The following is a 16,151-nucleotide window of genomic DNA, read 5'->3' as shown; positions in this document are numbered from 1 at the left end:
CGTGAACTGAATGCTTGCTGGGGCGCAACCGCTCCTCTGTGCCCGCACGACCCATGCGTCATCGGACTGTCATCGCCGGCGACGAGCATCGCGCCTTTCCGAATCGCCGGCTGCCGATGGCGCCGGCACTGCGAGTGGCTGGTGCGTTCCGAACCCCTGCCGGCGTTGTCGCGGCTGTTCCTGCAATGGCGGCCGTCGCTGAGCCGCTACTTCCGCAAGCGCCGCGCCGAGGCCTGGGATGCCGACGACCTGTTGCAGGAAGTGTGGCTGCGCCTGCAGCGCAGCGAGGCGCACGCGCCGGAGATCGCCAATCCCGAAGCCTACCTGTTCACCATCGCCGCCAACCTGATGCGCGAGCACGCGCTGCTGCACCAGCGCAGCAGCCAGCGCGACACCTGCCTGGACGACGTGCTGGACCGGCTGGCGGTGCCGTGCGAGGCCGATGCGCAGGTGCACCGCGCGCAGCGCCGGCAGCGCCTGGCCGAGCTGATGGCGCGGCTGCCGCCCAAGTGCCGCGCGGCGATGGTGCTGCGCTATCGCGACGAACTGGGCTACCAGGAGATCGCCGAGCAACTGCAGATCTCCAGCCACATGGTCAAGAAGTACATCATCAAGGGCCTGGCGGTGTGCCGGCAGGGCATGGCGCGCTATGCGTGAGGAGTCGCAGCGCGTCGCCGAAGCGGCCGCGGACTGGTACCTGGCGCAGCGCGAGACCACGTTGTCGCCGGCGCGGCAGGCCGAGTTCCTGGCCTGGCTGCGGCACTCGCCGGCGCATGTGGCCGCGTATCTCGACATCGCGCGGATGCACGGCGACCTGCCGTCCGCGGCGCAGGCGCAGCAGGCCAGCAGTGCGCAGCTACGCGCGCATGCCTTGCGCAGCGGGGCGGTGGTGGTGCCGCTGCGCCCGGACGTGGACTCACCTGTGGCGACGCCGCATCCGCAGCGGATGGCGCCCCGGCGCAAACGCTGGACGTTGGCGGTGGCGGCCGCGCTGGCGCTGGCCGCTGCGGGCCTGGCGCTGCGCCTGAGCGCGCCGGACCCGATGCAAGCGACGGTGTACCAAGCGCCGGCAGACGCGGCGCGCAACGTCGCCCTGGACGACGGCAGCGTGGTGCACCTGGACCGCGGTGGCGCGATCGCGGTGCGCTACGGCACGCAGCGCCGCGACATCGCCCTGCTGCGCGGCAAGGCGGTGTTCGATCTCGGCCACGATCCGGCGCGGCCGCTGCGGGTCAGCGTCGGGACGCTGGTGCTGCGCGATGTCGGCACCGTGTTCGGGGTCGACCCGCAGGCCGGCGGTGCGCGGGTCACCGTGTTGCAGGGACGGGTGCAGGTGTCGCGCGATACCCCGGCGTGGTGGCATCGCAGCGACCTGCCGTCGGAAGGACCGACGCTGGCGGACCTGGGCGGCGGCCAGCAGGCGCGGGTGGATGCGCAGGGCCGCGTGCTAGCGCTGCGCGACCATGCCGACATCGCCGACGCCACCGCCTGGCTGCCGGCGCAGGTCGGCGTGCAGGATCGCAGCCTGGGCGAGTTGGCGCGGCTGTTCAACGCCTACACCACGCAGCCGCTGCACATCGCCGACCCGGCGCTGGCGGCGCGGCGGGTCAGCGGCGTGTTCCACCTGCGCGATCCGGAGGCCTTCGTCGCGTATCTGGGCAGCCTGCCGGACGTGCAGGTACAGCGCGATGCGCACGCGGTGACCATCCGCCGCGCGCCGGCACCGCTGTAAGAAAAAATTCACGAAATCGACGGTAGCCGCACGGCGCACCTGGGCACTCCTAGGAAGCATGGCCGTCGCGCAGTACGCGCGGGCCCGCCCTTCCTCCCCTCCGGTGTGATCGTCATGCGCAAGCCTCTCGTCGTCTCCATCGCCCTGCTGCTCGGCAGTGCGTCCTCGCTGCCGGCTTGGTCGGCGCCCGCCGTCATCGCGTCGGCCATCGCGCCCATGCCGCTGGCGCAGGCGCTGGACCAGTTCGCGCGCAGCAGCGGCCTGCAATTGATGTACGACCCGGCGCTGGCCACGGGGCTGCGCAGCAGCGGCGCGCCGGCCGGCCTGGCGCCGCCGCAGCAACTGCATGCCTTGCTCGCCGGCACCGGCCTGGACTACCGCATGTTGACGCCCGGCTCGGTCGCCATCGTGCGAAGCAGCGTCGCCGCCGCCGCGCCTGCTGCCGCGCCACGGGCGCCGCGCAGTGCCGCGCCGGCGCGCGGCGAGGCCGACGGCGAGCACGACGGCCCGCGTGAACTGGCGCCGATCAACGTCACCGCCAACAGTGTCGACACACTGGCGCCCAGCGCCGCGCCGCTGGAGGCGAGCCAGCCAACCTCGGTGATCGACGAGCGCTTCATCCGCGACGGCCTGCGCCTGAATTCGAACTACGACGACATCATCAAGTACGCGCCCAGCGTGGTCACCACCTCGCCGGAAGGCCCGGGCCTGGGCAAGAACGAAGGCATCAGCATTCGCGGCTTTCAGGATGGCCAGTTCAACATCACCTTCGACGGCATCCCGTTCGGCGATGCCAGCGATCTGCACCACACCACCTCGGCCTACTTCAACAACCACGTGCTCGGCCAGGCCGAGATCGACCGCGGTCCCGGCGGCGGCGCCACCATCGGCAACGCCACCTTCGGCGGCACCCTGGCGCTGCGCACGCGCAACCCCAGCGAGGTGGACGGCGTTACCGTGTACGGCACCGGCGGCAGCTGGAACACCTGGGCCGGCGGCGTCAGCGCCGACGAGCACATCGGCAACACGCGCCTGTTCGCCGACCTGTCCAAGGAGGCCAGCGATACCTACCTCAAAGGCACCGACGACCGCCGCGAGCACGCCTTCCTCAAGACCGTCAGCGACCTCGGCGAGGCCACCACGCTGACCTTCGTCAGCAGCTACAACCAGGAGCACCAGAACACCGTGCAGGGCGCCACCCGCGCGCAGATCGCGCAGCACGGCTGGCGCTACGGCCTGGGCGACGATCCGACCCTGCAGAACTACACCGGCTACAACGCTGCCGCCTACTACTCCAGCTTCACCTACCTGGGCCTGAGCACGCGCCTGGGCGACTGGGACCTGGACAACAAGGTCTACTACAACAGCTTCGACCACACCGCGTCCAAGACCAGCATCCCCACCAGCGAGAGCGCCGCCGACAACGGCGTGACCTTCTACGGCGCCACCGGCAAGAAGCTGTCCAAGGCCGCCAAGGACGTGCCGGGCAAGCTCTCGGACAACGACTTCCGCGCCTTCGGCGACGTGCTGCGGCTGGCGCGCGATCTTGGCCCGGGCCAGTTGCAGACCGGCGTGTGGGTGGAGCGCAACCTCGACGAGCGCCAGCAGTTGCCGGTGGACATGAGCACCGGCGCGGCCAGCGGCACCAAGTACGGGCCGCTGTACAACTACAACCTGCACGACCGCACCGACACCTTGCAGCCGTACCTGCAGTACGACTGGAAGCTCAGCGACAGCCTCACTCTCAGCCCGGGCCTGCGCTACGCGCGGGTGCAGCGCCAGCTCGATGCCGAGCTCAACAAGAGCACGCCGCCGGCGCCTGCGCACAGCACCGCCAGCTACGACGCCACGCTGCCGTCGCTGAGCCTGCACCAGGCCTTCAACGAACACTGGAGTGGTTACGTGCAGGCTGCGCGCGGCTTCCTGGCGCCGCCGATCGACGTGATCGAACTCAACGGGACGCGCGGCCTGCGCCCGGAACTGACCAGCAACTACCAGCTCGGCACCAGTTATGCCGCGCGCGGCCTGACCTTCGGCGCCGACGTCTACTACATCGACTTCAGCAACTACATCAGCCAGACCCTGGTCACGACCGACAACGGCACCGAGAGCGCCTTCGTCAATGGTGGCGGTGCGGTGTACCGCGGCGCCGAGGCCGAGGCCACCTACGCGCTCACGCCGATGCTGAGCCTGTACGCCAACGCCAGCTACAACGAGGCCACCTACAAGCACAGCAGCACCCAGGTGGCCGGCACGCCGCGGGTGACCGCAGCGATGGGCCTGCTGTACAACAGCGGCACCGGCTACTTCGGCTCGCTGATGGAAAAGGTGGTGGGCGCGCAGTACGGCGTGGACAACACCACCATGCCCAGCGGTGCCACCGTGTTCGGCAACGACCAGCGCCTGGGCGGCTACGCCAGCCTGGACGCGGCGCTGGGTTACCGCAGCACGCACGGGCCCTACGGTCTCAAGGGATACTCGATCAGCATGGACGTCAACAACCTGCTGAACCGGCATGCGCTGATCGGCTATGCCGGCACCCGGTCCTCGGACAACCAGCCGCTGTACTTCGGCCTGGCCGGGCGCGGCGTGTTCCTCGACCTGTCGCTGAAGTTCTGAGGCCCGCCATGTCCGCTTCCCGATTCGCACGCGTGCGCAGCGCATGGCGCCTGGCCGCGTGGCTATGCGTCGCCAGCGTCGCCTGGCCGGCGGCCGCATCGCCCAAGGCGGACGCGGCATCGACCGCCGCGGAGGTGCGCCTGACGATCGTGGTGATGCGCCACGGCGTGCGCGCACCGACGCAATCGCCACAGGACCTGGCCAAGTACGCCGCACAGCCCTGGCCACACTGGCCGGTGGCACCGGGCCAACTCACGGCGCACGGCGCCGCCGGCATGCAGGCGCTGGGCGCGCGCTACCGGCAGCGCTGGCTGACCACGGCGGCGCTGGCGCCGGACTGCGCCACGTCCGGCGCGGTGGTGATCGCCGACAGCACGCCGCGCAACCACGACAGCGCGGCCGCGTTTACCGAGGGGTTGCTGCCGGGGTGTCGGGCGCACTACCTGGCGTTGCCGACGACGCAGAACAACCCGCTGTTCCATTTCGGCAAGGATGAGGACAAGGACGACGATGCGCCTGCGGCACCGCTGCACCTGGACGCGGCCACCCGCGGGCGCCTGCGCGCGTTGCAGCGGGTGCTGTCCGGCTGCGCCACCCCGACCTGCGCCGCGCAGGGGACACAGCGCCTGGACGATCCGCAGCGTCTGCAGGATCCGGCGCAGGCGGCCAAGGCGTTGAAGACCGCCGGCAGCCTAGCCGAGAACCTGATGCTGGAATACGCGCAGGGCCTGCCGTTGACGCAGGTGGCCTGGGGACGCGCCGATGCCGCGGCGCTGCAGCGGCTGATCGGTCTGCACAATGCCTCCTTCGGCTACAGCAAGCGTGCGCTGCCGGCGGCACGCGCCGGCGGCTCCAACCTGCTCGCGCACCTGCTGGCGACGCTGCAGGCGGCGGCCGGGCAACCGCCGGCGGTGGCGGCGCTGGCGCCGGCGGACACGCGTGCGCTGGTGCTGCTGGGGCACGACACCAATTTGGCGCATCTGGCCGGCTTGTTCGGCATCGATCCGCTGGTGCACGGTCAGCCGGACGCGTATCCGCCCGGCGGCGCGCTGCTGCTGGAACTGGTGCGGCAGGACGGCCACGACTTCCTGCAACTGCGCAGCGTGGTGCCGACGTTGCAGGCGCTGCGTGCCAACCGCTTCGATGGCCGCGGCCTGCGCGAGCGGCGCTGGCCGCTGCCCGGCTGCGGCGGCCGCCTGCGCTGCCCGCTGGCGATCGCCTTGCCGGCGTTGCAGGCGCGGCTGGATCCGCAGCGGGTCGAGGCTGCGATGCCGCCGATGACCGAGTGGCCGGCACAGGCGGCGCCGGTGGGCGATTAGCTTGGCGGCACCGTAGGAGCGGCTTCAGCCGCGACCGGGCGTTCCTACGTCGTGCCTGTCGCGGCTGAAGCCGCTCCTACGAGTGCCACCGGGTCCGGGAACACCGCCCGCCGTCACGGACCACTCAGCGCGGAAGGTCGATCATCGCGGTTCCCCCATGCGTCTGCGCCTGCGTGCGCCGCGCTCCTTGCCAGGACCCCGCCATGTCCCCGACCCACGCCGCCGCGCTGCCCGACACCATGACCGCGATCGAGATCCGCCAGCCCGGGGCGCCCGAGGTGCTGGTGCCGGTGCGCGTGCCGCTGCCGCACCCCGGGCGTGGCGAACTGCTGGTGCGGGTGGCCGCGGCCGGCGTCAATCGGCCCGACGTGATGCAGCGCCAGGGCAGCTATCCGCCGCCGCCGGGTGCGTCGCCGCTGCCGGGGCTGGAGTTCGCCGGCGAGGTGGTCGGCCTGGGCGAGGGCGTGGAGCGCTACCGGCTGGGCGATCAGGTCTGCGCGCTGGTCGCTGGCGGCGGCTATGCCGAGTACGCGGTGGTGCACGAGCGCAATGCCCTGCCGGTGCCGGCGGCGCTGAGCCTGACCGAGGCCGCGGCGGTGCCGGAAACCTTCTTCACCGTGTGGACCAACGTGTTCCAGCGCGGCCGCCTGCAGTCCGGCGAGACCCTGCTGGTGCACGGCGGCACCTCCGGTATCGGCAGCGTCGCCACGCTGCTGGGGCGGGCCTTCGGCGCACGGGTGATCAGCACCGTCGGCTCGGCCGACAAGCGCGCGGCCAGCCTGGCGCTGGGCGCGGAGGCGGCGATCCTGTACCGCGAGGAGGACTTCGTCGCCGAGACAATGCGCCTGACCGAGGGCCGTGGCGCCGATGTGATCGTGGACCTGATCGGCGGCGACTACCTGGCGCGCAACTACCAGGCCGCGGCGCTGGACGGGCGCATCGTGCAGATCGGCATCCAGCAGGGCAAGGTGCGCGAGCTGGACCTGATGCCGCTGCTGGCCAAGCGGCTGACCCACACCGGCTCGACCCTGCGCCCGCGTTCGGTGATGGAGAAGGCGGCGATCGCGCGCGAGCTGGAGCAGCAGGTGTGGCCGCTGCTGGCGCAGGGCCGGATCAAGCCGCAGGTGGACCGCTGCTTCCCGCTGCAGGAGGCGGCGCAGGCGCATGCGCTGATGGAGTCCAGCGCGCATATCGGCAAGATCGTGCTGACGACGGACGCGCGGTGAGCCCGGGCACAGGTCGCGACGACCCGCCTGCCGCCGTAGGAGCGGCTTCAGCCGCGATGAACGTTCCCGGTAACGCCCGTCGCGGCTGAAGCCGCTCCTACGCCAGGCTTCCGTCGTGATGAGCGGCGCGCTTCGGTTGCGACAGGCGGCCGGCAGGCACCCGTGCGCCCAGGCGACACGCGTGCCCGCACCAGTCGCCGCGCCCACCCCTGGCCCGGTTCAACCACCGCACCGTATAGTGCGCCGCACGCGCGGTGGTCCGCGCTTGCCCGTGCCGGTCCCTGCGTGCGCCTGCTGCCCCGTTCCGCGTCCTCGTCGTCCCTGTTGCGTTGGGTCCTGCTGCTGTTGTGGTTGTGTGCGGCGGTGGCCTCGGCCCAGCCGCAGGACACCGACGATGCGCCGCCGGATCCGCAGACCCTGCTGGACAACGCCGCCAAGTCGCTGAAGGATGCGCGCGGCAAGGAAGTGGATGCGGGCAACCAGACCGCCTTCCAGGACCTGGTCGCGCAGGTCTCCGACGCCGCCAGCGATGCGCAGACCGCGGTGGACGCCCTTGCGCCGCAACTGGCGCAGGTGGAGGCACGCCTGCAACAACTCGGCCCGGCCGCCACCGGGGACTCGCCCGACATCACCGCGCAACGCAAGGCGCTGACCAAACAGCGCGACAGCCTGGACTCGGGGGTCAAGCGCGGCAAGCTGATGGTGGTGGAAGCACGGCAACTGGCCGACGAGATCGAACGCGTGCGCGCCGAGCATTTCAGCCAGGAGCTGTCGCTGCGCTCCCCGTCGCCGCTGTCGCCGGCGCTGTGGAAGCAGATCGCCGACGACTTTCCCGACGACCAGGCCAAGCTGCTGGCGCTGTACACCCTCGGCATGCAGTCGCTGCAGGACGCGATCGCCGAGCATGGCAGCGGCGCGCTCGGTTTCGGCATCGCCATCGCGGTGATCCTGCTGTTCCCGCTGCGCTACCTGCTGCGCTGGCTGGGCAAGCGCTATGCGGTGTCGCGCGCGCCGGGCAGCCGCCTGCGCCGGTCGGGCCTGGCGATCTGGTTCCTGCTGCTGGGCACGTTGACCCCGGGCCTGGCCGCGCTGGCCCTGGCCGAAGCGCTGCGCAGCATCGATGCGGTGCCGGAGCGCCTGGACGCAGTGCTCAATGGCTTCGTGGTGGTCAGCTTCGCCGCGGCGTTCATGGGTTCGCTCGGCGCCAGCGTGCTGCTGCCGAACCAGCCGAGCTGGCGGCTGTTCCCGATCGACGACGCCACCGCACGGCGCCTGCGCAAGTACACCTGGGCCACCGCCGCGCTGGCCTGGCTCAGCAGCATGCTGCTGGTGATCAACCAGGCCGCGCGCACCAGCGATTCGGCCACCGTCGCCGCCGACGGGGTGATCGCGCTGGTCTACGGCGTGCTGATCCTGGCCACCCTGACCAGTCTGTCGCGGCTGCGCCGGCGCCAGTACGCCGAAGCGGCGGAGCAGGCCCTGGCCAACGCGCAACCGCCGCCGCCCGGCCAGCACGGCGGCGCCCTGGCGCTGATCGGCGTGCTGGTCAAGGTCGCGGTGGTGGTGGCGCTGCTCGCGGCGCTGCTGGGCTATCTGCACCTGGGCCTGTTCATCACTCGGCAGATCATCTGGATCACCATGATCGTCGGCGCGGTGCGGCTGCTGATGACCTTCGCCGACGACTTCGCGCTGTGGCTGTTCGCCAGCGAAGGCCGCATCGGCCGCGCCGCCAATGGTGCCTTCGGAGTGCGCTCGAGCAGGCTGGAGCAGGCCGGAGTGCTGACCTCGGCGCTGCTGCGGGTGGTGCTGTTGCTGATCGGCATCGGCGCGCTGCTGATGCCGTTCGGCACCAACGTCTCGATCGTCTCGGACTGGTTCTCGCTGCTGTCCGACGGCATCCGCGTCAGCGACAAGGTGGTGCTGTACCCGGGCGCGATCGTCCGCTCGGTGCTGGTGTTGCTGCTCGGCCTGGGCGTCATGCAGTACCTGCATCGCTGGCTGACCCAGACCTATCTGCCCAAGACCGAACTGGACGACGGCTCGCGCAATTCGATCAGCACCGTGGCGCGCTATGTCGGCATCATCCTGGCGGCGTTGTGGGCGCTGGCCGCGCTGGGCATCGGCCTGGAGCGGATCGCGCTGGTGGTCAGCGCGCTGTCGGTCGGTATCGGTTTCGGCCTGCAGTCGATCACCCAGAACTTCGTGTCCGGCCTGATCCTGCTCGCCGAGCGCCCGGTCAAGATCGGCGACTGGATCAAGATCGGCGACCAGGAGGGCGACGTGCGCCGGATCAGCGTGCGCGCCACCGAGATCCAGGTCGGCGATCGCTCCACCCTGATCGTGCCCAACTCCGAGCTGATCACCAAGACCCTGCGCAACATGACCCTGGCCGGGCCGCTGGGCCGGGTGCAGATCCAGTTCGCAGTGTCGCTGGGCACCGACGTGACCAAGCTGCGCGCGCTGCTGCTGGAGCTGTACGCGGCGCATCCGGGCGTGCTGGACGACCCGGCGCCGTCGGTGTTCATCGACTCCATCGCCAACGGCCACGTCACCCTCAACAGCTTCGCCTACGTGGCCTCGCCGCGGCTCACCTACGGCACCCGCAGCGAACTGTTCTTCGCCCTGCTGGAGCGCCTGGCTGAGGAAGGCATCGCCCTGGAGTCGCCGCAGGAAGTGAAGCTGTTGCGTGAGCCGCGGGAGCGCCGGGATTAGGGATTGGGGATTCGGGATTGGTAGAGCGCCAAGCGGCTTTGGCCGCCAGCTGCCGGCGCTGCAGGTCGCGGCTGAGCCGCTCCTACGAATCCCCAATCCCGATTCCCCAATCCCGGCCTTTAGCGCCTGCCGCGCTCCTCGCGGGCGCGGATGCGCCGGTCGAACAGCACCGCGCTGACCACGATGCCCAGGCCCAGCACCACGCCGAGCAGGAACAGCACCATCGCGATCGCCGGGTAGCCGAACAGCTTGGTGCCGGTGTCGATGCGCATCATCTGCGTGGAGGCCAGGATCAGCGCGGCGGTGACGATGCCTGCGGCGACGCGGTTGGCGATCTTCTGCAGGCTTTCCATCAGTCGCGATTCCTCCAGGCCGGCCACGCGCACCTGCAGGCGGTTCTCCGCGGCCAGGGTGAGGATGTCCGAGAGCCGGCGCGGGCCTTCGCGCAGCAGCGCCTGCAGTTCCATCGCCTCGCTGGCCAGGTTGGCCGCCGACAGCGATTTCTTCAACCGCGCGCGCATCACGTGCTGCAACTGGTCCTCGACCACCACGCGCGTGTCCAGATGCGGCGACAGCGCGCGGCATACCGCTTCCAGGTTCAGCAGGGTCTTGCCGAGCAGGCTCAGTTCGGGCGGCGTGCGCAGCCCGTAGGTGGTGGCGATGCGCACCAGGTCCAGCACCACCCGGCCTTCGGACATGGCGTCGTGCGCCGCGTAGCGGGCGATCATCTGCCCGGTCTCGCGCTGGTAGCGCTCCTCGTCGAAGTCCTCCAGCCGCGTGCTCAGCGCGATGGTCTCCTCGGCCACTTCCTCGCCGCGGCCGTCGACCGCCGCGAACAGCAACTTGAGCAGGCGCTCGCGCAGCTTCGGCGGCACGTGCGCGACCATGCCCAGGTCGAAGATCGCCAGGCGCCCGTCGGCGAGCACGCGCAGGTTGCCCGGATGCGGGTCGGCATGGATCTCGCCATGCACGAACATCTGGTCCAGGTAGCCGCGCACCAGTGCCGCGGCCAGGTCGTCCATCGGCTGCTCGGTGCGACGCAGCCCGGAGATCTTGTCCACGCGCACGCCTTCGGCCAGCTGCATGGTCAGCACGCGGCGGCTGCACAGGTCCCACACCGGTTGCGGCACCCACAGCTGCGGGAACGGCCGCAGGTGCTCGCCGAAGCGCGCCAGGTTCTCGGCTTCGGCCTCGTAGTTCAGTTCGGCCAGCAGCGCCTTGCCGAACTCGGCCAGCCAGTCGGCGAAGCGGATGCGCCGGCCCAGGCCGGTGAGCTTGTCGGCGGCGTTGGCGAAGCTGCGCAGCACCTCCAGGTCCGAGCGCACCTGCGCGGCGACCTCGGGCTTCTGCACCTTGATCGCCACCGGGGTGCCGTCGCGCAGCGCGGCGCGGTGCACCTGCGCCAGCGAGGCGCTGCCCAGGGGGGTGTCGTCGAAGGCGGAGAAGGCCTTGTTGATGCCGACGCCGAGTTCGGCCTCGACGATCTCGCGGATGCGCTCGCTCGGAATCGGCGCGGTGTTCTCCTGCATCCGCTCCAGGGCGGTGGCGAACTCCGGCGGCACCACGTCCGGGCGCGTAGACAGCATCTGCCCGAGCTTGACGAAGGTCGGGCCCAGCGCTTCCAGGTCGGTGACGAACTGTTCCGGCGTGCCTTCCGGCGGCAGCTCGTGCTCGCCCTGGGCGGTCTCCATGTCCATGCCGGAAAACACCCCGGAGCTGCGGTAGCGCAGCAGCAGGCGCAGGATCTGGGTACGGCGGCTGAGGCCGCCGATCACGTGCGGGGTGTCGGCCGCGTCGGGCGTCGCGCTCAAGGTGGGCTCCGGGCAAGGGTAGGCGCGGTCGAGTGTGGCGATGGCCCGGTCGTTGCGCGGTGAATCCCGCCGCGCGCGTCGGCTGGGCGCCGCTGCCGGGAGGTGCCTGCATTCGCTGCCGGGAAGGGGGCGATGGTCGCTGTCATACGACAGGCGCGATCCCGGCCTTGCGCATGGTCTGCCGCCGTCGGCGCTATCCCCGGCGCTTGCGATGGCGTCCTCGTCATGGTGATGCGTCGTATCCTGCCGCGTTGCGATAGCGAGGATCGGAAGCGGAATGCGGTGGAGTGAACAGGCGATATCGCGCGGAGCGCGTCGCTGCTCCCGCTTGCGGCGCGGCCAGCGGTGCGATGCGCCGGAGACCGCACCGCCCGACGGCGCGATGCGCGCACAGGCACGCGGTGTCGGCATGGCTGCCGCCCGATGAGCCGACGTCGGCTCGCGCTGCTGGTGGCGGCGGTGGTCCTGGCGCTGCTGGTCATGGTCTTGCTGGGCGACGACGGCGCCGGTGTCGCCACCGAGGTGCGCAGCGCCCTGCGCGCCTTCGCGCATGCCTTGTTCTGACGTCACAGGCGGTCGGCTGCCTCTGTTCCAGTGCCACGGCCGGGCTTACTCTGGGAGCTCGCTGTCACCTGCCAGGAGCGCTGCCATGCCCGTCGTCGTTTTCCCTGCCGTCCGCCGTGCCGCTGTCCTCGTCGCGTGCGCGCTGCTGGCCGTGCTGCTGTCGGCGAACGCGACCGCCGCGGCCGCGCTCCAGCGCTATGCCGGCGAGGATTTCGACGCCAAGGCCTTTGCTGCCAGCAAGCGCCGCAGCTACGAGCTGCAGGACTTTTCCGACCGCTACCGCGCGACGCTGGAGGTCGAGGACAACGACGAGGTGTTCCGGCCCGGAATCGTGCGCGTGTTCGCCCGCGGCAACGCCACGCCGCTGCTCGAAGTGGCCTCGCCAGAGTTGGTGGTGGACACCGATGCCAAGGGCACCAAGGTCAAGGCCAACGTACACGAGTTGCCGTACGGCGAGCAGAGCGTGCTGATCTACGACGATTTCAACTTCGACGGCATCAAGGACCTGGCGGTGATGGACGGCCAGAACAGCTGCTATCACGGCCCGTCCTACCAGGTGTATCTGGGGACCGCCGATGGCTTCGAGGCCAGTCCCGGCTTCACCGAGCTGGCGCAGAGCAACTGTGGCCTGTTCCAGGTGGATGCCGAGGCGCGTGAGATCCACACCATGACCAAGGACGGCTGCTGCTGGCATCAGTACGCGACGTACTCGATCCGCGATGGCGCGCCGCTGCTGGAGAGCGAAACGGTCTTTGACGCGCGCGGCGACGGGCCGGGACTGGAGCAGGAGACGGTGTATCGCGACCGTGGCGGCAAGCGCGTGCCCGACATGCACTACGTGTGGGACGAGGAAGGCGAGACTGCGGTGGGCCAGCGCAAGATCCTGCTCGAGTTCCGCCTGGCGCCGGCCGGAAAGCGCATCGTGGTGTTCGCCAATGTCGGCGACGGGGCCAGCAGCAAGCCGTTCTATGCGGCGATCGGCGCACAGCAGCGGGTGGACCTGCTGTATCCGGATGCCGAACGCGAGGCCATGGACTACGACGCGGACCGGCACGTGCTCAGCTTCGAGCGCGGCGACACCGCCTACCGCATCGTTGGCAATGCGCAGGGGGTGCCGCAGCGCATGGAGGTGGTGGTACGCGGCAAGGTGCAGCCGCTGACGCTTCAGCCCGGTTCGGTACGCGGCTCGCTGCAGGCGGTAGCGCAGGTGCTGGAGGCTGCGTCGGCGGAGTAGGGGTGACGGGGCGTTGCTCCCAAGACGCTGGCGATTCCGGCCTGTGCGCGTCGGGACGGAAGTCCCTCCCGCAGTGCACCCGGACAGCGCATTGCAGCCTCGATGGCGCCATCTGTAGGAGCGGCTTCAGCCGCGACGGGCGTTCCCGGTGAAGCCTGTCGCGGCTGAAGCCGCTCCTACAAAGGCTGCAGCCGGCGATGGTCCTTGAACTGCATGCGAATCTGCGTGCGTGTGCGGTGATGACGCCACGCATGTGGGGTTCGTCGTAGGAGCGGCTTCAGCCGCGACAGCCGTTCCCGACGATGCCTGCTGCCCTCGTTACCCATACCTGCCTTGCGCCGCGTTGGCCGACCCGACCGGTCGCTTCACCCCCACGCCGCGAACGCCCGCGCCACCGCTTCGGCGCCGGGGTCGATCACGCCACGCAGTGCGTCCGCGGGCACCGCGGCAGCGCGGCCGGCGCCAGCACGCGTGAGGTGTGCGGTGGCATCGGCGCCAGCACGTGCGGCGCGCGCGGCGGCGGCCACGTCGGCGCCCTGCGCCAGGACGTCCAGCGCCGGCAGCAGCGCGTCTAGCAGGGTGCGGTCGCCGCGTTGCGCGCCGCCGTAGTGCTGCATCCGTGCCACGCCGGCCTGCAGGGCCTGCACCCAGTCGCGGCCGTCCGCCAGTGCGCCGGCGGCGGTGGTGAACAGGATCGACAGCAGCACGCCGCTGGAACCGCCCATGCTGTGTTCGATCGTCGCCGCCAGGCCGCGCGCCAGTGCGGCGGCGTCGCCGGTCGCCAGCGCATCGGTGTCCAATGCCTGCTGCAGGGCGCGCGCGCCGGCGGCGAAGGTGCTGCCGGCGTCGCCGTCGCCGCTGCGCGCGTCCAGCGCGTCCAGTTCCGCCTGCGCGGCGATCAGCGCCTGCGCCACGCGGGCCAGGGCTGCGGCGCACTGCGCATCGCGCGCGCCATGGCGGTGGCTGTCGTCGCGCTTCAGCACCGGAGCAAAGGTCTGCGCCGCGTGCGGCACGCGCACGCCGGGCCAGCCCAGGGTCTGCACCGGCGCCTGCAGCGCGGCCAGCACGTCGGCATCGGCCGGCGCCAGGGTGATCGAGAAACCGTGCATGTCCATCGAGGTCATCAGCGCCGCCGGCAACGGCATCAGCGCGATGCGGTCGACGCCGATGCGCTGCAGCGCCAGCCGCGTCAGCACACCCAGTTCCTGCGTCGAGCAGCCGCCGAGGTCGTTGAGCATCAGCACCAGCGGCGCGTCGGCACCGAGGCGGGCATCGGCCTGTGCCAGCAGCGGGTCCAGGACCAGCGCCAGCGCCTCTTCCACCGCGCCCGGCTGTACCGGCCGCGCCCCCGGCTCGTTGTGGATGCCCAGCCCCAGTTCCGGTGCGCGACGGCCCACGTGCTGGCCGGGCACGCTGCAACTGGACAACGCCATGCCCAGCGACAGCAGGCGGTCGGCGAAGGCCTGGCCGCGCTGCGCCAGTTCGGCCAGCGGCACGCCCTCGCGCGCCAGGTGGCCCACGTACTTGTGCACCAGCACCGTGCCGGCGATGCCGCGCGGCTGCGCGGCGTCGGGCAGGGCGATGTCGTCGGCGACCAGCACGCTGGCCACGTCGATGCCCTCGGCGCGGGCGCGCTCGGCGGCCAGGCCGAAGTTGAGCCGGTCGCCGGTGTAGTTCTTGATCACCAGCAGCACGCCGGGCGCGTCGGCGCAGGCGCGGATCGCCGCCAGGACCGCCTCCACGCCGGGCGAGGCGAACAGGTCGCCGGCGATGGCGCCGCTGAGCATGCCCGGGCCGACGAAGCCGGCATGCGCCGGTTCGTGCCCGGCACCGCCGCCGGACAGCACCGCGACCTGGCGCGGATCGCGCGCAGCCTGCAGCACGATGCGGGTGCCGCTGTCGGCCTCGGAGAGCAGCAGCGGTTGCAGCATGGCGGCGGCCGCGAGCACGTCGTCGACGATGGCGCGGGGCGCGGTGAGGAACTGGTCCATGGCGTCTCCTTGGCGGTGCGGGGCTGGGCCGCAGGGTAGCCGAGTGCGGGTGATGCCGTGGCGCGCGGCGCCGGCCCGCGATCTCGGTGAGAATGGCGCCGACCTTTCCAGCAGGAACGCGCATGGCTCGCACCAGCCTGTTCACCTTGCTTGGTGCGCTGGCGTCCGCGCTGGACGAGACTGCGCGCCGGGCCCCGGCACAAGCGCGGGCGGTGGCCGCGGCGCCGATCGGGCGCGCCTGGTGGCTACTGGGCAAGGCGTTCGGGCGCGCGCTGTTGGGCAAGCTGGCGCTGGTGCCGGCGTTGCTGGCGCTCTACGCCATGCTGCCGCCACTCTCGGTGTTCGGGACGCACGACAACGTCACGGATCGGCTGACGCTGGGGCTGTTGTGCTTGTGCGGGCTGTACCAGAGCTACGAAAGCCTGGAGTGGCTGGCGCGCTCCTGGCGCCGCCCGGCGGTCGACCCTGGTGCCGAAGACGACGCCCGGATCGCCGGGCTGCTCAAGGGCGCGATGCGGACCGATGTCGTCGTGTCGATCCAGTGCATCGTCGTGACCAGCCTGGTGCTGTCCATGCTGCCGTTTGCGTTTTCCGCGCTCGGCGTGGCGCTGATGGCCGTTGCGCTGGCACTGGCCATGTACACACCGGTCGCCGCGCTCGTCCTGCTCGCCGACCTGGGCCTGCGCGTGCACGGTGCGGGCGGTCGCATCGCGGCGCTCGGGCGCGTCCTGTTGGCGCTGGCGCCGCGGCTGTTGCGTGGCCTGTCGCTGCTCGCTTTGGTTGTGTCGCTCGTGCTCGGCGCGGCGTCGGCGATCGGCGCGACACACGCATTGATCTTCCCGTCCTCGCCGGAAGGCCTCATCAAGTAGCGTTACGTCAGGTTGTGCAGCGCGCGGGGCCGGTAATGGGATACACCCGGGCGGAGACCGATGCGGCCGGCAGC

Annotated in this window: 11 protein-coding genes; 9 read left to right on the top strand and 2 right to left on the bottom strand. The window is 71.1% G+C overall.

Translation table 11 applies throughout. The features are described 5' to 3' along the window. Positions 1-141 precede the first annotated feature (141 nt). From GGR66_RS04385 to GGR66_RS04360, 6 genes are all read left to right on the top strand, one after another. On the top strand, positions 142-657 hold the full coding sequence (locus GGR66_RS04385; protein ID WP_184447340.1) for a sigma-70 family RNA polymerase sigma factor: 516 nt from the start codon (positions 142-144) through the stop codon (positions 655-657). Then, positions 650-1,732, top strand: a complete 1,083-nt coding sequence (locus tag GGR66_RS04380) for a FecR domain-containing protein (RefSeq protein WP_184447339.1) — start codon at positions 650-652, stop codon at positions 1,730-1,732. Before GGR66_RS04385 ends, GGR66_RS04380 begins: the two co-directional genes overlap by 8 nt. A 114-nt stretch (positions 1,733-1,846) precedes the next feature. Then, on the top strand, positions 1,847-4,351 hold the full coding sequence (locus GGR66_RS04375) for a TonB-dependent receptor (RefSeq protein WP_184447338.1): 2,505 nt from the start codon (positions 1,847-1,849) through the stop codon (positions 4,349-4,351). A gap of 8 nt (positions 4,352-4,359) precedes the next feature. Beyond that, on the top strand, positions 4,360-5,670 hold the full coding sequence (locus tag GGR66_RS04370; protein WP_184447337.1) for a histidine-type phosphatase: 1,311 nt from the start codon (positions 4,360-4,362) through the stop codon (positions 5,668-5,670). A 203-nt stretch (positions 5,671-5,873) separates the two neighbouring features. After that, positions 5,874-6,896 (top strand): NAD(P)H-quinone oxidoreductase, encoded by a 1,023-nt coding sequence (locus GGR66_RS04365; protein WP_184447336.1) that lies wholly within the window; start codon positions 5,874-5,876, stop codon positions 6,894-6,896. A 324-nt stretch (positions 6,897-7,220) separates the two neighbouring features. Further along, positions 7,221-9,608: a DUF3772 domain-containing protein gene (locus GGR66_RS04360; RefSeq protein WP_184447471.1), complete on the top strand. Its 2,388-nt coding sequence runs from the start codon at positions 7,221-7,223 to the stop codon at positions 9,606-9,608. 119 nt (positions 9,609-9,727) lie between these two features. Here GGR66_RS04360 and GGR66_RS04355 read toward each other — a convergent pair whose 3' ends face one another. Beyond that, entirely contained in the window at positions 9,728-11,419 is a 1,692-nt protein-coding gene (locus GGR66_RS04355; RefSeq protein WP_167087842.1) for an AarF/UbiB family protein, read from the bottom strand. 423 nt (positions 11,420-11,842) lie between these two features. Here GGR66_RS04355 and GGR66_RS04350 point away from each other — a divergent pair, with 423 nt between their 5' ends. Together GGR66_RS04350 and GGR66_RS04345 are read left to right on the top strand one after the other, a co-directional pair. Further along, positions 11,843-11,983, top strand: coding sequence for a hypothetical protein (locus GGR66_RS04350; protein ID WP_184447335.1), 141 nt, complete (start codon positions 11,843-11,845; stop codon positions 11,981-11,983). Positions 11,984-12,068: 85 nt separating this feature from the next. Next, positions 12,069-13,217, top strand: a complete 1,149-nt coding sequence (locus tag GGR66_RS04345) for a hypothetical protein (RefSeq protein WP_184447334.1) — start codon at positions 12,069-12,071, stop codon at positions 13,215-13,217. Between the two features lie 365 nt (positions 13,218-13,582). On the opposite strand, the gene GGR66_RS04340 is transcribed toward GGR66_RS04345, so the two are convergent. Next, positions 13,583-15,208 (bottom strand): dihydroxyacetone kinase subunit DhaK, encoded by a 1,626-nt coding sequence (locus tag GGR66_RS04340; RefSeq protein WP_184447333.1) that lies wholly within the window; start codon positions 15,206-15,208, stop codon positions 13,583-13,585. 122 nt (positions 15,209-15,330) lie between these two features. On the opposite strand from GGR66_RS04340, the gene GGR66_RS04335 reads away from it, so the two are divergent. Further along, on the top strand, positions 15,331-16,077 hold the full coding sequence (locus tag GGR66_RS04335; RefSeq protein ID WP_184447332.1) for a DUF808 family protein: 747 nt from the start codon (positions 15,331-15,333) through the stop codon (positions 16,075-16,077). The last annotated feature ends 74 nt before the right edge of the window (positions 16,078-16,151 follow it).

The sequence above is a fragment of the Xanthomonas sp. 3498 genome (genome assembly GCF_014199795.1).
Lineage (GTDB): Bacteria > Pseudomonadota > Gammaproteobacteria > Xanthomonadales > Xanthomonadaceae > Xanthomonas_A > Xanthomonas_A rydalmerensis.
Note: the sequence above shows the minus strand (reverse complement) of the source record. Positions and strands in the feature narration are given on the sequence as shown.